Genomic DNA, 23,806 nt, shown 5'->3' with positions numbered 1-23,806 from the left:
GACATGCGCGAAAATTTGTAATGACAAGAATTCAAGTAGGATTTCCGAGTAGCAATAATTTTAAGATTGAAGATGTTTACCTTCATGGAAAAATATATATGTGCAATTTCAGATTTAACTAAATCATCTGAATCTTAAAAAACTTTGGCGTTGCATAAATGCGGCATTAATTGGCGGTTTAAACCATTGAAAATTTGTTCCAAATTGTCCGGAATTATCCCATGATTCAGCAACACCAAAACTTTTAATATATTGATTTCTGATGATGCCGAATGGATATAGAAACATATATTCCTCAAACCAGAAGGAGTGTTGTTTTTCGGAGAAGCAAAACCAACAGCTATCGCTGCATTGAGTGGATCAATTAATAGAATTAGCGAAGCGATGATGATCCAAACACTTCCTACTTTCGCTGCAACAGGTTCTTTTCCATTTCAACTAACCCAGCAGCAGCAAAAAGCTTTAGATGCAATGTGGACATTTATACAGCCAACTGTGATAGCAGCTTTATTTCTGCTGGTTGGCTATGCTGGAACCGGCAAGTCAACTATTGTTTTCCAACTAGTTAAAGTTCTTGTCGCTACGGGTAAGCGAGTTGTACTGACTGCACCCACTAATAAAGCTGTAGGTGTGCTGCAACGCATGGCGGCAGAAAATGGCGTAACTGGCGTAGAATTCTTCACCATTCACCAGTTGTTGGGACTAGGTATGGTAACTAGAGGTAAAGAGAAAGTACTTGACCAAACTGGGCCTTCTTACATCAATCTATTTGATGTTGTCTTTATTGATGAATGTTCCATGATTGGCAAACAACTCTGGCGCTGGATTGAGGATGTTGCTAACCAATCATCCACCTGGACAAAAATCAAAATTATTCTCATGGGCGACCCAGCACAGTTAAATCCAGTTAATGAAGGAAAATCCCCTAGTTTTCAAGTGCCAGATAAAGCAGTATTGACTCAAGTTGTGCGTCAGGGAACTGGTAGCCCTTTGTTAGAGTTTGTCACTGCTTCTCGCTATGCAGTCACCAAGAGTAAGCTTCCTTTTGAGCCTTATGCCAAATATCTGCCTGATAAAAGTAATGGGGCGCTGATGGTTAAACGTCAAACTTTGCTGCGTTATGCCTGCAAAAAAATGAAGAGAGAATTTGCTCAAAACCCAGATTGTTTCCGAATTTTGTCCTGGACTAATACTCAAGTTGACTTTTACAATCAGCAGATTCGCACACATTTATATGGTGAAAATATCAATCGCTTTATTCCTGGAGAAAGATTAATCACCAGAGATCCTGTGATGGCTCCTGATGGTAAAACTACGATTCTTGCTACATCTACAGAGTTTACTGTTTTAGATGTTTTTGGCGATCGTTATAACAACTATGATACTTGGAGATTAAAGGTAGAGACAGATGAGGGGATTGTGCGTCAAATCTATGTTTTGCATGAAGATGAGCAAAAACAATTTGACCAAGAAACCAAACGCTTACTCAAAAGTGCCAAGCGTAATCCCTTTCTGTGGAAGCAGTACTACAAACATTCAGAGCAGTTTGCCAACATCAGAAACTGCTTTGCATTAACTGTTCACAATAGCCAAGGTAGCACTTTCTTAGAAGCGGGTATTGATGGTAAAGATTTGAGTAAGCGACTTTATCCAGAACGAGGAGATGACAGTAAGGCAGTCCTGGCAAAGATTAGAGAGTTTAATCGTTTGTACTATGTTTCTAGCTCACGGGCTAGACAACGGATATTAGTTATCCGGTGATAATTGTGTATAGCAATCTTGACACACAATTGCGATTGATCATTCGTGAACAATGAGAACCCCGATTTATTAGAGAAGTCGGGGTTCTGTGCCTTGTAATTTTCACAAATAAAATAAGCTAATGAAAATTTAAGTTGCATGAAAGCAGGGTTTCAGCCCTTACTAAAAGCGAATAAATCTGGAGAAAAAACGACGATTAGCTTATGATTGCTAGATTAGGAAATAGATAATGTCTTATGAAACGTTTGCTCACTTTAAGAACTGCTTACTAACTATATAAAGACTGTCTTTTTTTTTACAATATTTCTGCTACTAATCTGATCTTAGCAGCTTTTTAGTTTCACATTGTTTTTAACATACAATCAACTTTATCTATATTTAGTAACCATTTAAATGATTTGCGTGAATAAAGTTATAGCCAAACTTAGTGGCGAAAAGGTAAAGCTGACGCTTTATTTTACTGAGGTAAAAAACATTATTATTCCTAGTAAATGTGGTACAATCAGTGATTACAAATTCAAGCGCAACCTTTCTAAAAGACGCTGTTGTTGAAAGATATAATCTCTCTAATTTGAATAAAACTCGCATCCGTTTCAAGATTCAGTTAAAGAAGACAACCAAGAGTAATGCTCCCAAATGGACAGATGTTCTCAAATATTCTCAAGATGAACAAGAATCTGACTTAGTGAAGGTTACAACCTCAGAAGTTGGTTTAAAGGGCATCAAAGTTTTCAAAGCTTTAGACGAAGCAGCAAACCAATTAAGGCAAGAAATTGCTTCAGTCCAAGAATGGATGAATTATGACAATGGTGATTGGATTTGTTCTATAGACTTAGCGCCCTTGGTCTGGAATCAACTAATCGGAATTCGAGATAATCTTGCACCTGTTTTACGCACTCAACTGAAAGAAGAGTATGAAAAGGGGTACACAGACTATCAAGAACGTATTGACAAATTTCTCTCACTCAATGCTTGGCAGTTATCTGTAGAACAACAACAAGAAGTTAAGCAGAACTTAGCCAAAGCTTTTCCCTGTTTAGAGGAACTAGAGGACTATTTACAAGTAGTAATTGGTCGTCCTGTCATTATTCCCGCCATCAGTGAACAACTGTCAGAGAAACAAGCTGAATGCTTAGGGCAAATAAGTCGGTTTATCGAACAGTATGACAGAAATTTAGAACAAACACTGAGGGAATCAGCGATCGCAGGAGGAGAACAACTAGCAGCTCAGTTGCTCGAAGATTTGAGTAATTGGGAACCAGGACGCAAGCCAGTCAACTTTAAGAAGAAGATGGAACGCCATTTCAAGAAAGTCCAAATGCTTTTGGCTAACGCCAGTTTTGAAGCAGGTAGCAGTCTTGAACAAATGATGGCTCATCTAGAAAATGTTCTCGAAAACGCTTCTGTGGATTCCAAAAAGCTGGATTCACAAGGGCGTTCTCAGTTGCAGGAAAAAATGGATGAAATTTGCTCCAAGCTTCTGGATGAACAACGCCATCTCCAACGATTAGCAAGTGATGAGGGTATGGGCTTAACCAGAGCTACAGCGATGTCCCTCAAACTTCGCTAGAAAAAACAATCAAGAATGTATCTGTATCGTCCTTGATCGAAAACGAGGTGTGGAGGAGCAACTGCCGTCAAGTGGCGTTGTAGAGGAAGACAATGCGCCCACACTTCCCAAGCTTGCTACGGAACTAAGAGGGGAAGGAACTTTTTGCTTCCTTGTCTATCACCACTGTTCGCATTAATTTACCAGTCCACAGTATTTAGAGGTAGGAAATGTCGCACTTTTCAACTGTCACTACAAAACTAACTAACCGTGAATGTTTAGTACAAGCTCTACAAGATTTGCAGCTTACTGTCCAAGTTTATGAAAAACCACAATCGCTGAGAGGTTATTACAACGACTCCCAAGGACAAAGTGCTGAGATTGTTGTCCCTGGCCGTAGTTTAAGTGTCCGCGCAGATATCGGGTTTAGGTGGGATCAGGAGGCAGGGGTGTATCAACTTATCCATGATGCCTATGAAACTGTACCCCGACTAGGAGAAGACTTCTTTTCGCACACCCTAATACAAGCCTACGGACAGGAGATGGTTCGCGCTAAAGCAGCCCAGTTACAAGAACATCTGGGAGAATGCACCATCACAGAAGAAACCAACGGTCAGGTACATACTCTGCGCCTTGCATTTTCAGCACACCAGCAAACTCAACAAGTTCGGAGGTAATTTATGGAACGGGCAATCTTGATACATTTTGACACTGTTACAGGCGAAGTGAAAATAGAAGCCGAGGGATTTGAGGGATTGTCGTGCCTAGAAGCAACCCAACCCTTTGAGGAAGCTTTGGGTATAGTGCAAGGCGATCGCACTTACAAACCAGAATCTCAACAACAGCTTCGTAGCATCATTACTCATCAACAACGACTGCACCAATAAACATTCGATGGGGGAACGAGGAAAATCCCCCTGCACAATTTTTCTATGAGTGAACTACCTGAAGATTATCCGATGCTCCATATTTACCCCTCAAAAGGAGCGCGGGAACCAGTAATTATCAAAGGAAATGCGGAGGGACTGTGCGCTTTAGTCAATGCCCTAATTTCCGCCATTGCTCATCCAAACTCTTCTGGAGTTGCTGAAGTGTTTAACAGCGATGCCGAAGTTTACGAAGTAATCGTACATCTTGTTACCACTCACGAAAAACTTTCTCCCGTACCCGATCAAAATTCGCAACAATGAAATTATCAAACCTGATTACCACTATTGATTCTCAAATACCCATCGTGGCAATAGATGTTCTGTCCCCCGAAGAAGCCACTATCATTCAGTGGTTAACTACTGAAGTGATGGACAAACTTAACAGTCCTGTGTACTTCTGGAATTTGGGAGTTTCCGGCTTGGAGCAATGTCTGATTGCTGACGACGGTGGACTGGTGTTCAAGTCAGTCGAAACTTATAAAAAGCCTCATAACATAGATCCTTTAATATATGTGTTCGAGTACATCAACCATTTCGGCGGTAATGGGGTTTTTATCCTGGGAGATGTTCACCCTTTTGTTGGTAAAAACTCTCTGCAATTGAGTTGGGAAATCCTCACCAGAGTAAAAAACTTGTACCATCGCCTCAAACCGACTGAAAAGCGAATTGTGTTTTTAGGTCAAAGCATTCAACTGCACGAATCCCTGCTGAGACTAATTCCTTGCTGTGAAGTTCCTTTACCCAGCATTGAGCAAATTCAAGACCACTTAGAATCATATTTGCTATATTTGCAAGAATCTGCCAGTGAGCAAGAGGTAACTTTTACCGTATCTCTAACCACTGAAAATAAAGAAACCTTAGCAAGAGCAGCATTAGGGCTAACCTTGGAGGAAATTAGCGACTTTCTGCGGCTGACTGTCAAGGAGCGATTAACTTCTAAAGGTATAGTAATTGATGCTACGGCTATCCCTTTGGTTGTGGAATACAAAACCCGCCTACTGTCTCAGATGGGTATTGAATTGGGTAAATTGGCGACCATACCCTTTGGTGGTTTGGATTTATTGCGGGATTGGTTGCAACGCCGCAGCCGGTTATTTTCCCAAGAAGCGCGATCGCTAAATCTACCCCAACCTAAAGGGGTGCTATTGGCGGGGCCACCAGGAACAGGTAAATCGATAGTGGCGAAAAACATTGCAACCATACTCAATCTTCCACTGCTGCAATTAGACATTGCATCAATGCTTGGTAGCCTGGTGGGAGAATCTGAGGGCAATGTCCGCCGCGCACTCAAGACTGCTGAAGCGATCGCACCCTGTATCTTGTGGATTGATGAGGTCGAGAAAGCACTTTCAGCTAATGGCGATACCTCTGGAGTCTCACAAAGGATTCTGGGAAATATCCTCACTTTCATGTCTGAATGTACGGCGGGGGTGTTTGTGGTGGCAACTTGTAATGATCCAACAGCGCTGCCTATTGAGTTCAAAAGGAAAGGGCGGTTTGATGAAAATTTCTTCGTTGACCTGCCTACTGAGTTGGAACGTTGCCAGATTCTCAAGATTCACTTAGAACGCTTTGGTATAGAAGTTCCGCAGGAATATTTAGAGGCGATCGCTGCTAGCACCGACAAGTTTAGTGGTGCTGAGTTGGAAACCCTGGCATCAGAAGCAGCTCTACTTGCTTTCGATGAGGGAAGACCTCAGCAGGTCACACTGGCTGATTTAGAAAATTGCCAACAAAACATCACCCCTTTAGCTGTTCAAGATGCTGCTGCTGTTGAGCGGATGCAGTCTTGGTCAAAGATTGCGCGACCAGCTTCCAGTCCTGTTCAGGTTTCTAAGAAAGGTCTTCGCACTTCTAGGTTCCGTACTAATTAAGTATTCCCAAATTAGTAATGATTTGAAGCTTTTGTCAAATGAACATCTGTTGTTGAGATATTCATTTGACATGGCAATACTTTACTCTAAAATATGTCAAAAATATGGAAGTTTACTTAATATTTGTAAATGCGGCTCAGAACAGTAACAAATTCTGGAGTGCAAAAGTTGAGCAAGGTAATCTAACTGTTGAGTGGGGTAGGGTCGGCTACAAATCTCAGCAAAAAGTTCACTCTTTCGGTAATTATCAACAAGCAGTTTCTAAATTCCACAATCTCGTGGCTGAAAAGAAAATGAAAGGCTACCGAGAAAGCCAACCTCAAATTGATAGTACTTCTGATTCTCTAGAAATCAAAAGAGCTATCCAATTACTGGAGATTTTGCGCCCTTATGTAGCACAAAGACAATTTGCCAATAGAAATTATCTAGAGATATTAAACCAATATTTAAAAATTGTTCCTACACCTTTAGGAATGAAAATAGACCCGTCTCGAATATACCGCGATGTGGCAGATGTTGAACATCAACTATCACTGCTGAACTCTTTGCTGGAAACTGATTCTATGCTGGGTGATAACACTACAGAAGAATCTGCTAATAACAGCAAAGTTATCAGTTTAAAAAGCATTGGAAAGAACTTTTGGAGGCATTTGTAGAAATAATTCAGGAGCGGAGCCTGATACTCCGAAAGCTACGATTAGAATAAAGGCTTACCTGAGAGCGGTTAAATGGGATATATCAGTAAACTTCTGTATGTCTCACAGAGTAAAAGCATCTGATTCAAAACTTCACATCCTTTATTTTCTGCTATCGCAGTCACCTTTCTAACAATGACGTAACCAGAAATAAATTATCATGGCTCAAACAGCATCGAAACAAAGGGTAAAGCCTGCCAATCAGACAAAACAAACAAGTGTAGCTACTCCTAAAGCCGAAAATGAAGTATCAGCAAATATCCCAGAAATATCTACAGGTAAAAAGAAAAAACGTACATCTCTAGATGCTGATACTTCAACTGAGCCTATCTCAAATAAGCGTACTAATAAACGTTCTGTCAAATCAGAGTTAAACTCTCAACCACTTATAGAATCAGGAATGGAGGTAATCTGCTCACAAACTAAATTTCACGATGCGCTCTCTCTAGTTAGTTGTGCTACCCCAGCTAAACCTACCCATCCGATTCTTGCTAATGCTCTAATCATTGCAGATATCGAAACACAACAGATACATTTAACTGTTACTGATTTAGCATTAACAATTCAGGCAAGTTTTGAAGCCCAGGTGTTGCTCAAAGGTGAAATTACTGTGCCAGTAGAAATGCTATTTGAAATAGTTAAGCATTGCCCTAATGGTAATATTAGCCTCAGTAGTCAGACTCAGATTCTACAGCTGATTGATGAGGATAAGCAAACAAAAATCTGCTCTCTCAGTTTATCTGATACTGATGGAAAATATGAAATTAGAGGCATTAGTGCTGAAGAATTTCCACCTAATTCTACAATTGATGCTACTCCCATTCCTTTGCCAACAACAGTTTTCAAAGATGGTTTGAAAGGTGTAATTTATGCTGTAAGCACTGATGAAAATAAATATATCTTGACCGGAGTTCATATCCAAATTACACAGGAGAAGTTAAAGTTTATTGGTACTGATGGGCATCGAGTCGCAACCACTGAACTTTCAACTCAAGGAATTGGTAGAAAACCCCGTAAACAAGTAGAATCTGAAGAGATACAATTTACTATTCCTGGTAGAGTCCTCAAAGAACTAGCGCGTAACTTGGATGATTCTGTCGAATTCATTAATTTGTTGTATGATGCCCAAAGTAATCGCTTGGGTTTTGCTTGGCAAGATATTATCCTCAGATGTCAATGTCTGGAAGGAACTTACCCTGACTGCGAACAGCTATTGGCAAGATTTAGCTTTGACCGAGAAGTAATCCTAGAAAAAGCATTCTTAGTCAAAGCACTGGAACGGTTAGCTGTGTTAACAGATAAAAAAGAGAAGGGTATTTACTTACAGTTTGATGGAGCTTTGCAGCAGTTACGATTATCAATTGAACGGGAGTTTGGCAAAGGCGATCAGGTTATTGCTGCTCATCTACCATCAGAAATGTCATTGAATATCCAGTTTAACCTCAAGTATTTAGTAGAAGCAGCCAAAGCAATTCCTAGTTCCGCTATCAAAATGCACTTGCAACAATCAGATCATCCTGCCATGTTGGTTCCTTATGGAGATAGACCAAATCCAGAACTCCAAATGGAAATGCGTCAATTCTTACTGCCACTGTACACTCTAAATGTTTAATAAATGTTAATAGAAATCTTGAAGTTTTGTAGAGTGTTTTGGATACGAGTGGTGTTTATTTTAGACGGGATTTGAGGAACTCTGGACAAAACTGACAATATGAACGAAAATTCTCGATTTTAACAAATAGAAACTGTGCATTTTGGCGGCAAATAGTCGGATATCTACCGCCAAAATGCCAAATTTATCCAGTTTTATCAAGAAAAAAGGAAGCAAAGCAGGGTGCAAGAAAGAGAGAAAAGTATGTTTTAGAATCTAATCGTTACCCAATATGGTAAACACTTTACAATCAGAGTATTATTCAATAGTTCCGCCATGCCAGCAAAAGACATATACCATAATGAAGTCAAGAACGCATTGATAAAAGACGGTTGGACTATCACAGATGATCCTTACTTTATCAAATATGAGGATGCTGAACTCTACGCCGACCTAGCAGCAGAAAAACCAATCGCCGCAGAACGCCAAGGACAGAAGATTGTTGTAGAAATCAAGAGCTTTGTGGGCAAATCGCTGATGTATGATTTTCATAATGCCCTGGGACAATACATAGTCTATCGGAAACTAATTCAACTTACGGAGCCAGAATATAAGCTTTATTTAGCTGTTGATGATGTTGTCTATGAGAACTTTTTTCAACGTAAATCTGTACAAGCAGTCATCAATGAAAATAACCTGCTGTTAATAGTTGTAAATACGCAAAAGGAGGAAATTCGGCAATGGATAAGCTAGAGCAATACCGCAATGCTATCAAGAAAATATTGAGTGAGTATTACGAAACTACTAATACTCAAGTTATAAAAGATACGGGAGTTGAAGTAAGCGATCGCTTGGCTTTTGATGAAACAAGAGATCAATATCTTTGGTTTCGGTTCGGCTGGGATGACAAAAAGCAGATCCAGTATCTTATCATCTATCTCTGCATTAAAAACGGCAAAGTTTGGGTGGAAGAAGATGCAACTAATTTATGCGTTGTTGATGATTTGCTATCAGCTGGAATACCCCAAGCCGATATTGTTTTGGGTTTCCATCATCCCAGTAAACGAGGTTTAACAGAATTCGCTACTGCTTAATGAGGCAGGTGAAAAAGATAAAATTAGCGTTTTATGCGCCAAGGATATGAATTCTAAAATGGCTATAGCTCGGTTGTAAATTTCATAAACTTCTCCACCTGTTTCAACGTTTAAATAATTAGGCGTACTCAACTTCTAGTATCGGTAAATCCTGCTGGGAACGGTTGAGCAAATCAGCCTAGTTTTGAGTCAAAATTACACCCACACCCCCTTAACAGGGGTAAGGGCGACAAATTAAGGTTAATGTATCCTATGTCTACAGTCGCCCTACATCAAAAATATCGACCCCAGACAATAGCCGAATTAGTTGGACAGCCCTACATCAAAACTACTCTGACTAATGCTATCAAACACCTGCAAATTGCACCAGCTTATTTATTCACAGGTTCTAGAGGCACAGGTAAAACTTCAACTGCTCGGATATTTGCTAAATCCCTCAACTGCCTTAACACTAAAAAACCAACTGACCAACCTTGTGGTATTTGTCAATCCTGCCGTTCAATTGAAACCAGTAATAGCCTAGATGTTAGTGAAATTGATGCTGCTTCTAATAATGGTGTAGATGATGCCCGTGCTTTAATTGAGCGCAGTACCTTAGCACCTGTTGCAGGACGTTACCGAATTTTTATTCTCGATGAGTGCCATTGTCTAACCGGTAACGCCTTCAATGCCTTACTTAAGTGTATTGAAGAACCGCCAACTCATGTTGTTTTCATTCTCTGCACAACAGAATTGCACAAGGTATTACCTACCATTGTCAGCCGTTGTCAGGTGTTTAATTTCCGCACTTTATCTGTTCAGGCAATTGTGCAGCACCTCGGTATTGTAGCAGATGCAGAATCTATCTCTATTGATGATCAGGCACTAACAGCGATCGCTCGACTCAGCGATGGTGGACTCAGAGATGCACTGCAATTACTGGGTCAGGTGAGTCTTTTAGATGAAGATATCACTGCCAATCATGTCATGGAAATCGCTGGTGGTGTGACAGAAACAGAATTAATGTCAATTTTACAGGCAATATCCACCAACAACACCTTTAACTTGCTGCAAGTAGCAAGAGTTTTAGTAGATTCTGGTAAAACGCCCAAATTGATTCTCTCCAACTTACTGCAAACATACCGAGATTTACTGGTTATCAAGTCTGCACCCAAAGAGCAATCCCTGCTAACTGGTTGTGTTAGCTATGCTCAACTCAAAGTTTTAGCAAATCACTGGAATTTCGAGACGCTTAACTTGTCTCTAGCAGAGTTACAAAAAGCAGAAAACTATCTGCGGTACACAGTAAATGCTGCTGTGTGGCTAGAAGTTTGCTTACTGAACCTGATACCCAGTTTATTGCCTGTCAGTGCAACCAAGACGCTAACTGCTAAACCTGTGCATGACGGCAAGCTGCTACCAACAGTTGGAGTATACACCACAAATAAGGTGACAGCTAAACCTGTAGATGACAAATTGTTACCAACAGTTGCAGCCCAGACTACTAATCTAACTCAAATTTGGCTTTCTGTGATGGATATAGCTAAACCTAGCAATCAAAAGCTGTTGGCTCATGCTCATCTCGTTAAATTGGAAGGTGACAAGGCAATTTTAGAGGTTACACCAGCTTACCTGAATAAGTTTGAGAGTAATAAAGAAGCGATCGCTAAAATGCTGCAACGAGCTACCCAAAGTCAACAACCAATGACTGTGTTAATTAAAACTGCCAACAAGAGCAGTAATGGGAGGGTAAAAGCATGATTGTCTTGCTGACAGGTGACGACCAACACGCCATCCAGGAACAGCTAAATCAATACAAAGCAGAGATTGATGCTCAATGGCTCACACTTTGCTATCACCGATTTCCAGCCGATCGCCTTGACCGAGCTATTAGCGTAGCTCGCACTCGTTCCCTGACTGGTGGTAAAAAACTGGTGATTGTGGAAAATTGCCACCTCAAGCAGTGGAGTGATACTGAGTTAGAAACTTTGCAGCAGCTTGTTCAAGTGCCTGAATTCACAATTCTGGTGTTTGTCGCCACCAATGTAGATAAGCGGCTGAAGATTTACAAACATCTTGTCAAGTATGCCAAGTTGTTTGAGTTTCTATTGATACCACCTTGGCGTGCTGATTTAATTGAGAAGGCGATCAGTACGCAAGCTAAAAAAATCAAGCTGGTGCTGTCAAAAGATACAGTGGAATATCTAGCAGAAGCAATTGGTAACGACATGACCCGTGCAGCCACAGAGTTACGCAAACTGTATATCTATGGTAGTGGCAGAAAACTAGAGTTTGCAGAAGTAAAAGAGTTAGTGCCATGTCAAACTCAGAATAGCCTACAACTGGCATCTGCTATTCGCCAAGGAGAAAGCAATCAAGTTTTGCACCTGCTGGATGATTTACTGTCACGCTCGGAACCATTAATGGTGATTATTGCTACTCTCCTAACGCAGTTTAGAACTTGGCTATGGGTTAAGTCTGCGATCGTTTCTGGGGTTAAGAAAGATAGTGAATTAGCTCAACTGTGCAGTATCAGCAATCCTAATCGCATTTACTACTTGCGTCAGGAGGTAGCAAATACAAGCATTAACGCTTTAGCTAAAGCAGTGATTATGGTGCTGGATTTAGAGATGTCTATCAAGAAAGGTGTTGATAGCGCAACCTCTTCAAGTAATCGAGCGTCAGGTAAAAATTTACTGCCAACAATTCTCAGTATTAGTAGAAACTTTCAGTCTTGAGTATAATTTATGTTACTAAACGCTTCTGTCAAATTGGATGGAAGCGTATTAGCAAATTTCAAAGAATAAACTAGATACGAAAGGTAATCACTCATGTCTGACGATTCCCACCCTAATTCTGCTGTCAACGCTGCTGCTACAACCAACATTCACCACGCTAATTTACAGGATTTACCTTTAAGTGCGGCGCGTAGATTATATAAAGGTGGGATTCGACCTGGTGAACCGACAAGAAGCAGGGTGCAAGCCCAAGAAATGTTAGAGAAAATTCCCCCATCTCAACGCGCAGGTGTTGACGGCAAATCTGCGGCTAGTAATGCCGAACAATATCTATCTGATAAACACGCTAGTCATATCAAACCCCACAGCAAAGGAGGGTCTAATAACCCCAACAATATCAAATGGGAGAATGCCAAAGACAACATCACTCGTGGTGATAAAACCATGAGTTGGCAGGAACAAATGAGACTGAATGCCAAATTGCAGTTTGACAACCTGGCAGGTGCTGTTAAAGCAGGTTTTCAAGCTGCACCTTTGGGGGCTGCTGTTGGTGCAGTGACAGCCGCACCTTTTTCGCTTCTAGCTAATGCACTGCGTGTAGTCCGAGGCGAAATTTCTGCACAGGAAGCGACTACAGCAACATTAAAAGATACCGTCATGGGTGGTGCAGTTGGGGGTGCAACGGCATTTGCAACTACAGCAGTAGTAGCAGCTTGTCCACCAATTGCGATCGCATTAACCACAGTAGCACCTGCATTAGCTGTTGTTGGTGCTGCGGGTATGGTTTACGAGTTTTTCAAAATCCTTGATGACCATAAACAGGATGTAAGAGTATATTACGAGTCTTTAACTCAGCTAGAACTAGCGAATTTGCAAGCAATTGAAAATGAACTAATTTATGAACATCAGAAAAATCTAGAATTTTTGGCCGAAGCCGAAGCCATTAATCAAGAAATTAGAAATCGTCCAATTGCATCTGGAGTAGAAGGGGCTATGCAACGATTACGTGAATCAGTGGCTATTGCTCAATCTTTAGGACTCACATCAGCAGATAGTAAGTTGTTGACTGATTCTCAACTTCCTTGCCTTCCTCCTCATTCCTAGATAATTAGTCAAAAATTATATGATTTTTATAATTCCTCTTCTGTTCGGTGCTTTAGGGGCGGCGGTTGGTGCTGTTGCAGGTGCTTTTACTGCTCATGCTGCTGGCGAAAAGGATAGACAAGCAGCCAAGCATCACAGACAAGTTGCAAATGAATTAACGGACAAATACGCCAATTTAGAGAAGAAATATTATGAATTTGCTGATGAAAGCAAAAGGCAGATTAATGATTTAACTCGTCAACACGCATTAAATGAAGTTGAAAAAGACTGTTTGCGTTTGGCAGTGCGATTGCAACAAAATCTCATTTCCTTAATGTGGGAGATTGATAGAGAATCAACAGCAGATGCTTTAAATAGATTTCAAACAGCAGTGGAACAAACTAACCAAGTTCTCTACCAATTAAAAGAGGAGTTAATTATTGTTCCTGATGACTACTATGCACGTATTTTAAAAACCATAGATGATACAGATATTTATAAAAAACTACGTTATTTACTTGCAGCAGGCAAATGGGAAGAAGCCGATGATGAAACAGCAAATCTCATTTTTAAATTATCTGGACAAAAATATGAAATGAGTTCAGAATATGCAAAAACTGTTCCTGCTACAGAATTTAATTTTATTGACCAACTTTGGAACGAATATAGTAATGGGCGTTTTGGTTTCAGTGTTCAAAAGCGTATTTGGCAAGAAGAATATAGTAAATTAGGTGAATTTGAGAGTAATAAAATTTATGCCCGTTTTTGTGAGACTGTAGGCTGGCGTGTCATTAATGGCTGTTTACTATCCTCTTACCTTAACTTCTCTCTAAACGCACCAGTAGGACATCTGCCAGTAAAAGTAGCTGGTCAAGGTTGGAGTGCAGCAATTTTTTTATGCTCAATTACCCATGAAACTGAAGAAAACAAGACAGAGAAAGAAATTTTAGAAAAACATGAAGAGATAAAATATTTATTAGCATCTGGAAAATGGAGACAGGCAAATCAAGAAACTACGATTCTCATGCTAAAAATTGCTAGCACAAGTGAACAGAGTTTTTTGACAACAGAAGATATTGAAAATTTCACCTTTCAAGACCTTTACAATATTGATAGATTTTGGGTTACTTACAGCAAAGGACGTTTTGGCTTTAGCGCACAGAAAACCATCTGGTATGGTAGCTTTTTGCATCCTTCTCGGAATGAAGATTGGCAGGAATTTGGTAGGGATGTGGGGTGGAGGAGGTTTGATAATAGCGGGTGGAGAGCAGAACATGAAATACAATTCAGTTTGAATGCAGAATATGGTCATCTTCCTGTTGTATTCCCTTGTGGAAAGGAATCAGAGGATTTTTCTTCAAATCTGGTTTTGTCCCTTCTTTCTAAATTTAAACAGGGAGTAGAAGAAACGCAAATAAAATATGAAAACCTGCAACATTTATTAGCAGATAGTAAATGGAGAGAAGCTAACGAAGAAACTAGGATAGTTATGCTCAAGGTAGCTGGGCGAAGTCAAGAAGGCTTTTTTCGAGAAGAAGATATTGAACAATTTCCCAACCAAGACCTTGACACTATAGATAGGCTTTGGAGTAATTATACCGATGGACATTTTGGTTTTAGTGTACAGAGTGACGTTTGGCACAAAATGGGGAAAGATTGGCACAAATTTAGTGCTTCTGTGGGATGGGGTGAGTATAACTATGATCTAAGGAAGAGGTTTAAATGGATATCCAAGGATGAACTAACTTTCAGTTTAAGTACACCAAAAGGTCATCTGCCTGCTGTTTTTCCATACGTAACTGAAGAACGAGGTTTTTCATCTCGGCTGGTTTTATCTGTTCTCTCGAAATTTGAGGCAGAAAAAGTAGAACCACTAACAAGACTGGAAAATTTGGGAATATATCAAAGACTGAGACGTTTACTAGCAGCAGAAAAATGGAGAGAAGCCAATCATGAAACAAGAAGGGTCATGCTGAAGCTAGCTAATCGAAGTCAACAGGGGGATTTTCAAGTAAAAGATATTGATTTTTTACTCTGTAGAGACCTTTACATTATTGACAAACTTTGGGTTACTTACAGCAAAGGACGTTTTGGCTTTAGTCTTCAAAAGAGTATTTGGCAAAATGTGCAAGAAGATTGGCATGAATTTGGTGATTGTGTGGAATGGGGATATTATGATGAGTGGGATAATTTTAAATGGATATCGAAGGAAGAAATAATTTTTAGTTTAAATGCACCTAGAGGTCATCTTCCTGCTGTTTTTCCATGCGTAACTCAATTTAGAGGTTTTTCGGCACGAGTTGTTTGGTCTGTTCTCTCGAAATTTGAATTCATCTCAAACTAAGGGACTCGCGTAAAAACAAAATACCAGATGATAACCCATGACTATTACTAGAGAAAAGTTTGAATTAAAAATACAAGCACTTGGGGAAAGCTTATATTTATCACATTTCCACTTAAAAATTCATGAATGGATGACCCATGAAAATAACAAGCGCCTAGAAGAATATCCACCCTTCTTTTTATTGTCACGCATGGCTCACTATGAAACCGGAGTATTAAAACTAACGAGAGCTTATGATGATGATCAAGATAGTCTGGGACTTTTAAAAATTCTAAATATGATTGGATCTAATTATAGATATTGGGGATGCTCAGAAACTCTTGATAATCAAATTCTAGAGCGAGATAAAAAATTTGTAACAGAGGATACTTTAGTAAAAAAACTAAAACATTTGAGAGACAAAATTATTGCTCATACTGACCACAGACAATTTCCTTCACCAATTGGTGATGACATAGCAAAAGTATATAGAAAACATGGAGATGAATTTGTTTGGCAGCAAGGTCGTCTCACTACAGAACAGATTGAAAAACTACCTACTGTGGAAAGAGATGCAATTTTAAACCAGATAAGCGAGGAAATTTTTAAAGTGTTCGATGACCATGACAATAAAATTTTAGGTAAGGATATACCTCTATTTAGTGATTTGTATCAACTAACAACTCAAGGTGTTGAAATTTGTAATAGATATATGCAAAAATTATCTATTTCTCCGATAGAGCTAAAACTAGAAGGGCTAAACTTTTAGAATGAAAATTAGTTTAACAAAACAGTTATTTTAGCGAAATTATAACTAAAGTATCTGTTTGAGTTCGCTCTACAAAAATGATAGATTTATATTTAAATATTTTTATACAAAAAATACTACCTATTCTAATTTAATATCACTCCCCCACTGGGGGATTTTTTAGGGCAATGAGCGAAAAACACCGCCATGAACACGCCCAACTATAATGCCCTGCTACAAAGCTTTTGGACACCACCTCGTACACCCATTACAGAAAATTCCAACTCAAATAACCATCCTACTGAACCAACAGATATTGCTGAATTTCTAGGTGAAGATTTACTCTGGCAGCAAACTATTCCCGCCAAAGAACCCAATCTGAAAAATATCCCTAATGACCTACCAAATAAATTAATTAAAGCACTTCACTCATTAGGAATCACCCAACTTTACTCTCACCAACTTCAAGCCTTACAAGCAATTAGACAAGGTAAAAGTTTAATCCTCACCTCTCCCACAGCCAGTGGCAAAACTCTCAGCACATACCCCGCCATTCTGGAAGGTTGTATCAATGAAGAACATCGAGCATTAGCATTTTATGGACTACGAGCATTGGCGCTAGACCAGTTCCACAAAATCTCTGAACTACTCTCTACCATACCAACACAATCCAGACCTATACTGGCAATGATCACTGGAGATGTCAAATCAGAAAAACGAGAACAAATCCTCAAGAGTGAACCGCATATTTTAGGTGTCACACCAGAATTAATCCACTTTCAACTCAAGCAAGCCTGGAAATCCGCGCATTGGGCAAACTTTTATCAGCGATTGCGCTATATATTGCTTGACGAAGCTCACACCCTCTCAGGCAGCTATGGCGCAAATATGTCCTGGCTGATTCGTCGTATTAAACTAGCAGTAGATCATTACGGTGGTGACTCCAAGAAACTGCAATTTATCTTCTTGAGTGCCACTTGTGGAAATCCTAAACAACTGGCTCTGAAAATCTCTGGCTTGAAACCCACTAAACTCAACCCCAAACCCCTGATTTGGATTCGCAAAAGTGGAGCAGCTTCACCATCTAGACAAATAATTATCACTCAGCCCAGTTACAATCTGACTGGTGATACCGCTCGAATAATTCAATTTTTGCTCAATCAAGGTAAGTCAGGTATCGCCTTTTGTAACTCCCGTCGCAGCGTGCGGGAACTAACAGAATTACTCAAATCAAACCAAGTAGCCGCCTTCTACAGTGGCATAACTTCTGAGCGTCGGGCAGAAGTAGTTGACCAACTCCAGTCTGGCACAATCAAGTGGATTATTGCCACAGAAGCATTAGAAGCTGGAATTGACCTACCAGAGTTAGAATGTTGCATTTTGCGTGGCTGGCCTGGTTCCAAAATGGCATACCAGCAACGCAGTGGCCGCGCCGGACGTTCACAACCAGGACTGACAGTGCTGCTTCCCAATGCTCTCAATCCCATAGACTGCTATGTAGCAGAACATCCAGAAATGCTGGTATCGCCAGAAGCTGAGGAAGTATTCTTTAATGACGAATATCCCATCTTTGCTGCTAAACATTTGATGTGTGCAGCCGCAGAAACTGGTATTCCTACTAATAAAATCAAGCACTACTTTGGCACGGCAGCTTACGAGGTAGCAAAACTCCTGTTAGCCCAAGGACATCTAAATAAAGGTCGTAATGGACTGTGGGCAAAAGGCTATCCCCATAAAGATGTTAACTTTCGGGGTGGCTTATCCCAAACTACCATCAAGCTAGTAGATGCAGAATCTGGCGAAGAACTAGAGGAAATCTCAGAAGATATTGCTCACCGGGAAGTCCATCCCCAAGCCATCTACAAACGACAAGATGCCAATGGACGAATGCTGACTTATCAGTGCATCTCCCTTGACTTGAACAGCAAGCAAGCAATTTTAAAACAGACAGCAGATAGCCCACTGTTTACAGTTGCAGTTACGGAATCAGAAACCAGCAGCCTAACAGTGCTGACAGATCCGGTGAAGTTACCATTGCTGTTTTCTCAAGTCAGTGAAGTTGATGATTGTAAGGAATACTTAACCCTGGAACTTAGTTTTGGTGAGGTTAAGCACATTACCAGTGGTTACAGTTTAATGACCCAAATCTATGAGCAGACTTGTTTGAACAAGCGGTGTCTTAACTACAAGGAACCGCTACCTAAAGAACGTCGTTGTCCGCTTTGTAGCAAACTCACACGCAAAGCTGTAATTGTGAAAACCCTATCAGAAGAAAAGTTTGAGCAGCCTTTCCGTACTCAATTTTCCGCACCAATGGTCAAAGTAGCAATAAACTCAAGTGCGCGGGAATACCTCCAGCACAATGCCTTGGAAACTAGAACCAATTTAACCCGCAGTGGAGAACCGATTCCCTCTGGCTATCAACAGTTATGGGAATATTCCAGTCCCTTGATTGCTATCCATAGCTTTGGGCATCAAATTATGAGAGCGTTGCAGCTGGTGGCTAGAGTTGACCCAAAACAGGTGAATTTTACAGTAGTGAAGGAGTTAGGGGAAAATAACAACTACACAGGCTATTTCTATGATACCAGTGATGGTGGTAATGGTGCGGCTGAGGCTGTGTTTAAACATCTGCCAAAACTTGCTAGTGCTGCTAGAGCGATCGCACGAGATTGTAATTGCGATACTGGCTGTGCCAAGTGCCTAATTCAACATGGTTGCCCTGATGGTAACACTGCTTTATTGAAGCAAATGGGATTATTGTTGTTAGATGCGATCGCCTCCGGTCGGTCGGAGACCATCGCCTCCGACAAAACGTAGCCCATCGCTACACCTGATGTTTGACACGAGCATCGTCGTAGACATCGCTCAACTTCCAGATTTTATTGTTCCAGATACTCAATCACTGCCTCCAAGTCTGCGATCGCCCGATTAAATCGATTGAGCATTGCTTCTGCTACTTCTGGTTGGGCGTTGACAGTCGGTAGTTTTTCCCTAACTACACTTTTGAGTGCTTCTAGCCACAACGACAAATTTGTATGTCGAGCTGCTGTCAACAATCCCATATTGGTGAGAACAGACAAGTGAAACCCAAGTTGGTATTGTCCACCATAACCCAAATATCCGTTACTAAGTTCCAACTTTTCTGGAGTAAATTCAAAATACTGGTCAGAGGTAATACCAGCTCTTTCGAGTTTGGGTTGTGGTAATGGAGGTTGGGATTGAGTCATTATCAATTAGGATTGTTGTACAGCAGGTAATTTTGACATTTGCAAAACACTGTCTGACCAAATAGCAAGTTCTTGAATAATCTGGTTTTTAGCTTCTGTGTTATTCCAAGCTTGTTCCCAGTTAAACAGCCAGCGTGTGAGAAACCTTCCTAAGTTTGCTAACTCAAAAGCATTGTCAATATCTATATCTGGGGCTATCCACTCAAGAAAATACATAGTCTCTCTAATCAGGCTTTTGACCATATCCTCATGCGTAGAGTCACTGAAAAGTTGACTTATCCGTGCTAAATTAGTTGCCAATTTTCCCAATCTAACAGGAATACTATCTTGCATAAAGGTTTCTTGCTCATAAGTTAAGCCACTATTCATCCCAGTAACTCCATAATAATTGCGGCAACCTGTTCTCTAATCTTAACGTCGATAATTTCCATTGAACGATTCTGTCTGGGACGCAGATTAACCATAGACTCATAGATTATCCGTTGGGTGTCAGGTCTAAAACTAGTAGCCCAAATATCACTCTGCTTACTACCATCTTCTAGCAACGCCTGTTCACAGTAAAAATGCATTTCACCTCCCCCAGCCAGAATCCGATGCTCAATATCCACCGCTACCTTAATATAAAACTTTAACTCTTGTAGCATCTGTTCAATTTGCTCCGGTGTAGCACGAACTCTAATAATCTCAATCAAAAAACTTACTCCTATTAAACATACGGTTGCCCTGGCTATCTTGCCTAATTACATCAGTCTTCAGCTATCAACAGTAATACCAGATTGTTGCATAGCTTTGTAACTAAATTTTCTACTTCCAGCAACCCACAATACTCTGTATATCTGTATTGAAGCATGATTAATCGAAGTAATTAATTTGCAGCTTACCGCTGCATGGGAGAGATGTTATATTCTCTCCACCATGCCAGTAATTAATCTTGCCGATATTCAACAAATTACTAAAACACAGCAACAAGTCCTATTCCCCAGTCAAAAATATCATCCAAATCGCTCTGCCTTTGACTCTATAGTTGCAGATAACTTCTCTTTGGTGATGAAACAACTATTTTTAGGACTGACTATAGAACCTTTATTAAATGCCTATCCTCAAATTGCTCAGTGGGTTGATCAAATACAGGAACTTGCACCGGAAATTTTTCAATCTCGGAAAAAGTTATTAGTCGATAATCCAGTTATCGCACCTCTTGTAATTAATGACGATAAGCACTTTATTCAAGTATTAACAAATATAGCATTTAAACAAGGTATTCCCAGGCTTTATGAATGGGCTATACGCCATCCATATTTAAGCTGGCAAGACCGGGTAAAGTTGTGGACTACAGCTAGACAATACTCAGTTACTCCTAACCAAATACAACTCGTAGTTTTAGCATTACATCCTGTTAAACCAGCCCAAAGATTAAATGTAAGCTGGAATAAAAAGGATCAGATGCAGACTGAAAAATGGTTAATTAAACTACTGACTCAATCTCCAGATAACAAATCACAATCAAATATAGTTATTCCTGAGTTATTGTCAATGGTCAATGTAGAAGCTATTCCAGAAGTCAAGATTTAAGAGGCTAATGCCTCTGCCATTGGCAAATGTTTATTAAAGATAACACCAATGGTACTCAAATCAACTGTTGAATATGGATGGCTATTATCAAAGCTACTGAAATTAGATGATGAATATCAAGGTAGGTGGGAGCAATGGCGATGGACAATGGAAACTGGAGAACTGCCTAAAGAAATACCACAAACTGAGTTTTTAGACTTAGGACATCCTCAAGTTTTACAGATGCTCTCAAGCTGTCTGCAATCTATTTCTACAGGTGGATGTGGCAGTCATTCCAGATTTATTCCCTATTTCACTGATTGGTTACTTTATGCTCTAGGGCATCCCAGCATTGCTAAATTGCCTCATGAGCCAGAGGGATGTAACGGTGCGAGCAATCGTCTTATTCAAGAACTGGAACTGAAGCTTTTGATTTCTTGTCCCTTCGATTACTTCGGTCATTTGTTGGCTGCTAATCGTTACGGACAATCGAGAGCTAAATTCTATCCTACTCCTACTTGGACAGCCAGGACAATGGCTATTGCAGCAGTTGAAAGTTCTGCTGCAATAGCACCATTTCATATATATGAACCAGCACTTGGTACAGGAAGATTAGCATTGGAAATGTCCAATTATGCCATCAGTTTGACAGGCTGGGAGTGGGATTCACTACTAATAAAAATAGCAAGTTTAAACTTCATGCTTTACGCTCCCTACTTGGCATTGCCTATTCCTAGTTTGGGTGGAGATTTAGTTATCGGAGACACCTTGACTGGCAAGGGAATTTCTTTTATTCGACCAAATTTAAAGTATGAAACTCCTGCATCAACACCTAAACCGAAACTAAATAATAGTTTGCTGATTAATGGTATCAAATATGAAAATACTAAAGCAGAAAATATGTTGCAAGGAAGTTTATTTTGATGACAATTAAAATTGCTGAGTGGCAACAACTATTTCAAAATTGTGTCAGTAATCCTCCTCTGCCAATTTCCTTGCCTACTGTAGCCATTGCCAATCCTCCCTATTGCAAAATTAATCTCACTTCCGATTCAGAACTAGCCAGATTTGAGATGGCTTATAAATGGATAAAACACGGAGATGGAAGCTACGTGATTACATCCAAGTTGAAAACCCAAGCAGAACAAGAGTGCTTATTTGTAGAACAGTGTTTAAATCAATTGCAACCTGGTGAAATAGTCTGTATCTTGGTATCTAATGGAATTCTGTCTTCATCTAACCAAGCATACTTTCGCCGATGGCTATTAAAAGACATGGCTTTACTAATTGCTTCCATTCAGTTACCTACAGAAAACTTTCAGGTAGAATGTGGATTAGGAATTATCACCAGCTTTTTAATTCTTCAGCGCAAAGGTGGAGATTTACCAGTACCAAAAGACTACTCAATCTTTATGGCAGTTGCGGATAAAATTGGTTTTGATAGTCGAGGCCGTCGTCTTTTTCGTTCAAGTACAAATGGGCAACAAACCCAAGAAATTGATAATGATTTACCTCTGATTCTAGAAAAGTTCAAAAAGTTTCTTAAAGAGGTATGGCAAAATAATGTTGAGAAATAGCACTTGCTGTCTATTAGCGCCGTCAAAGTTATCTATGCAGTATATGGGGAAATTAAGGACGTGTCTCATGAATTTGCAGACTTACTTTATAGAGTTTAAAGCCTCAGTATACTTAGTAAGATTTAAGTTAGATTCCTATAGCTATTTTCTAATCTAGAACTTAAAATAGTCGTTAATACTGTTTGCGGGACTTTGGTGCGACTTCCGAACCTAGCCTGTAACGCTATCCTAGCTTGTCGTGTCGTCATTCCCCGAACAGTACCCCCAAAGAAAGGGGTGTAGGGGATAGGGGGTAGGGTGTAGGGGAAGAAGTGATGCAATATTCTTCACGAATGGCACGCTTGATAAGCGTAAATTCCTGGTATTTCTGGGTTTTGGTTGTAGGGTTGCAGGTTCGGGTGTGGGAAATTAAGAATGTGTTGAACTCCTTGACGTACTCGCATTTAATTGTCTTAAACACTACACCCTACACCCTATCCCCCACACCCTACACCTTACACCTTACACCCTACCCCCCACACCCGACACCCCATACCCTGTTTTCGGTCAAAAATGGACATTAATCGGGCTAACCAACATCAGCAGGTGGCAAGGGAAGATTTAGTCATGTTCATTAATGCCTGCCTTTCCTGCACAGGACAGCGTGAGTTCTATGGTGATGGTTACGGGCAGCGCGTATCTATTGACTTTTTGCACGACTATATTTTAGGTAATTACCGCTTACTCTATACCCGGACATTGGCAGCAGGGATTAACCACTTCAACCAAGCGCAGATTATCCTCAAATTACTAGCAACAGGAAAACATACACCCCCTGAACATCGACAAGAAGAAGGTGCATTAATTGCCGCAGCATTAACAGCCCTACCACCACAACGAGGTTGGGAAGTATTGCAACAGTTGCGGAAAAGAAGTATCAATAATCGTCGTAGCAGAGCGATCGCTCGTGACTATCTCCAGCAAAAACGTGACATTAACTTTGATGCTGTGAAGTATCGCTCCAAATTTCGAGCGATCGCCTCCCATGCTGATACTGTTGGCGAAATATTACTTAACATAAAAACGGTAGATTTACCGTGTAATA

The 23,806-nt window shown here is 40.2% G+C and carries 22 protein-coding genes and 1 pseudogene; 20 read left to right on the top strand and 3 right to left on the bottom strand.

Annotation, left to right across the window (positions count from 1 at the left end):
- The first annotated feature begins 309 nt into the window (after positions 1-309).
- The 16 genes from HWQ39_RS22725 to HWQ39_RS22650 all read left to right on the top strand — a co-directional run bounded on the left by HWQ39_RS22725 (position 310) and on the right by HWQ39_RS22650 (position 19,184).
- The gene (locus HWQ39_RS22725; RefSeq protein WP_292849851.1) at positions 310-1,761 is read left to right on the top strand and encodes an AAA family ATPase; all 1,452 of its coding nucleotides are present in this window, start codon (positions 310-312) and stop codon (positions 1,759-1,761) included.
- Between the two features lie 493 nt (positions 1,762-2,254).
- Positions 2,255-3,331, top strand: a complete 1,077-nt coding sequence (locus HWQ39_RS22720; protein ID WP_292849848.1) for a hypothetical protein — start codon at positions 2,255-2,257, stop codon at positions 3,329-3,331.
- A 209-nt stretch (positions 3,332-3,540) separates the two neighbouring features.
- A complete protein-coding gene (locus HWQ39_RS22715) occupies positions 3,541-3,987 on the top strand; it encodes a DUF1257 domain-containing protein (protein WP_292849845.1) in 447 nt (148 codons plus the stop codon).
- A gap of 3 nt (positions 3,988-3,990) precedes the next feature.
- Positions 3,991-4,197: a DUF2997 domain-containing protein gene (locus tag HWQ39_RS22710; protein ID WP_228674997.1), complete on the top strand. Its 207-nt coding sequence runs from the start codon at positions 3,991-3,993 to the stop codon at positions 4,195-4,197.
- A 45-nt stretch (positions 4,198-4,242) separates the two neighbouring features.
- A complete protein-coding gene (locus tag HWQ39_RS22705) occupies positions 4,243-4,500 on the top strand; it encodes a hypothetical protein (RefSeq protein WP_292849838.1) in 258 nt (85 codons plus the stop codon).
- Complete coding sequence (locus HWQ39_RS22700; protein WP_292849835.1) at positions 4,497-6,113, top strand: AAA family ATPase; 1,617 nt, start codon at positions 4,497-4,499, stop codon at positions 6,111-6,113. The genes HWQ39_RS22705 and HWQ39_RS22700 overlap by 4 nt, the downstream gene beginning before the upstream one ends.
- A 104-nt stretch (positions 6,114-6,217) precedes the next feature.
- Positions 6,218-6,769: a WGR domain-containing protein gene (locus HWQ39_RS22695; protein WP_292849832.1), complete on the top strand. Its 552-nt coding sequence runs from the start codon at positions 6,218-6,220 to the stop codon at positions 6,767-6,769.
- A 199-nt stretch (positions 6,770-6,968) separates the two neighbouring features.
- Complete coding sequence (gene dnaN, locus HWQ39_RS22690; protein ID WP_292849829.1) at positions 6,969-8,420, top strand: DNA polymerase III subunit beta; 1,452 nt, start codon at positions 6,969-6,971, stop codon at positions 8,418-8,420.
- 315 nt (positions 8,421-8,735) lie between these two features.
- Positions 8,736-9,152: a XisH family protein gene (locus tag HWQ39_RS22685; protein ID WP_179075911.1), complete on the top strand. Its 417-nt coding sequence runs from the start codon at positions 8,736-8,738 to the stop codon at positions 9,150-9,152.
- Entirely contained in the window at positions 9,140-9,493 is a 354-nt protein-coding gene (locus HWQ39_RS22680) for a XisI protein (protein WP_292849823.1), read from the top strand. The genes HWQ39_RS22685 and HWQ39_RS22680 overlap by 13 nt, the downstream gene beginning before the upstream one ends.
- 252 nt (positions 9,494-9,745) lie before the next feature.
- Complete coding sequence (gene dnaX / locus HWQ39_RS22675) at positions 9,746-11,233, top strand: DNA polymerase III subunit gamma/tau (protein WP_292849820.1); 1,488 nt, start codon at positions 9,746-9,748, stop codon at positions 11,231-11,233.
- Positions 11,230-12,210: a DNA polymerase III subunit delta gene (gene holA, locus HWQ39_RS22670; protein WP_292849817.1), complete on the top strand. Its 981-nt coding sequence runs from the start codon at positions 11,230-11,232 to the stop codon at positions 12,208-12,210. Before dnaX ends, holA begins: the two co-directional genes overlap by 4 nt.
- Positions 12,211-12,303: 93 nt before the next feature.
- Positions 12,304-13,314: a hypothetical protein gene (locus HWQ39_RS22665; RefSeq protein ID WP_292849814.1), complete on the top strand. Its 1,011-nt coding sequence runs from the start codon at positions 12,304-12,306 to the stop codon at positions 13,312-13,314.
- Positions 13,315-13,333: 19 nt separating this feature from the next.
- On the top strand, positions 13,334-15,637 hold the full coding sequence (locus HWQ39_RS22660) for a GUN4 domain-containing protein (RefSeq protein WP_292849812.1): 2,304 nt from the start codon (positions 13,334-13,336) through the stop codon (positions 15,635-15,637).
- 37 nt (positions 15,638-15,674) lie between these two features.
- Entirely contained in the window at positions 15,675-16,385 is a 711-nt protein-coding gene (locus HWQ39_RS22655) for a hypothetical protein (RefSeq protein WP_292849809.1), read from the top strand.
- A gap of 186 nt (positions 16,386-16,571) precedes the next feature.
- Entirely contained in the window at positions 16,572-19,184 is a 2,613-nt protein-coding gene (locus tag HWQ39_RS22650; RefSeq protein WP_292849806.1) for a DEAD/DEAH box helicase, read from the top strand.
- A 62-nt stretch (positions 19,185-19,246) separates the two neighbouring features.
- Here the strand turns inward: HWQ39_RS22650 and HWQ39_RS22645 are convergent, their stop codons facing one another.
- From HWQ39_RS22645 to HWQ39_RS22635, 3 genes are read right to left on the bottom strand one after another with little or no spacing between them, the layout of a single operon-like run.
- Complete coding sequence (locus tag HWQ39_RS22645; protein WP_292849803.1) at positions 19,247-19,594, bottom strand: hypothetical protein; 348 nt, start codon at positions 19,592-19,594, stop codon at positions 19,247-19,249.
- 6 nt (positions 19,595-19,600) lie between these two features.
- Positions 19,601-19,963: a hypothetical protein gene (locus tag HWQ39_RS22640; protein WP_292849800.1), complete on the bottom strand. Its 363-nt coding sequence runs from the start codon at positions 19,961-19,963 to the stop codon at positions 19,601-19,603.
- Positions 19,960-20,286, bottom strand: coding sequence for a DUF5674 family protein (locus HWQ39_RS22635; RefSeq protein WP_292849797.1), 327 nt, complete (start codon positions 20,284-20,286; stop codon positions 19,960-19,962). The genes HWQ39_RS22640 and HWQ39_RS22635 overlap by 4 nt, the downstream gene beginning before the upstream one ends.
- Positions 20,287-20,464: 178 nt before the next feature.
- On the opposite strand from HWQ39_RS22635, the gene HWQ39_RS22630 reads away from it, so the two are divergent.
- The 4 genes and pseudogenes from HWQ39_RS22630 to HWQ39_RS22615 form a co-directional block, all read left to right on the top strand.
- Positions 20,465-21,166, top strand: coding sequence for a hypothetical protein (locus tag HWQ39_RS22630; protein WP_292849794.1), 702 nt, complete (start codon positions 20,465-20,467; stop codon positions 21,164-21,166).
- A 48-nt stretch (positions 21,167-21,214) separates the two neighbouring features.
- Positions 21,215-22,069 (top strand): hypothetical protein, encoded by an 855-nt coding sequence (locus HWQ39_RS22625; protein WP_292849791.1) that lies wholly within the window; start codon positions 21,215-21,217, stop codon positions 22,067-22,069.
- Positions 22,069-22,722 (top strand): N-6 DNA methylase, encoded by a 654-nt coding sequence (locus HWQ39_RS22620; protein WP_292849789.1) that lies wholly within the window; start codon positions 22,069-22,071, stop codon positions 22,720-22,722. Before HWQ39_RS22625 ends, HWQ39_RS22620 begins: the two co-directional genes overlap by 1 nt.
- Before the next feature lie 552 nt (positions 22,723-23,274).
- A pseudogene (locus HWQ39_RS22615) lies at positions 23,275-23,806 on the top strand (hypothetical protein); the annotation flags it as partial.

Origin of the sequence: Nostoc sp. NMS8, assembly GCF_017115045.1 — a bacterium.
Lineage (GTDB): Bacteria > Cyanobacteriota > Cyanobacteriia > Cyanobacteriales > Nostocaceae > Nostoc.
Note: the sequence above shows the minus strand (reverse complement) of the source record. Positions and strands in the feature narration are given on the sequence as shown.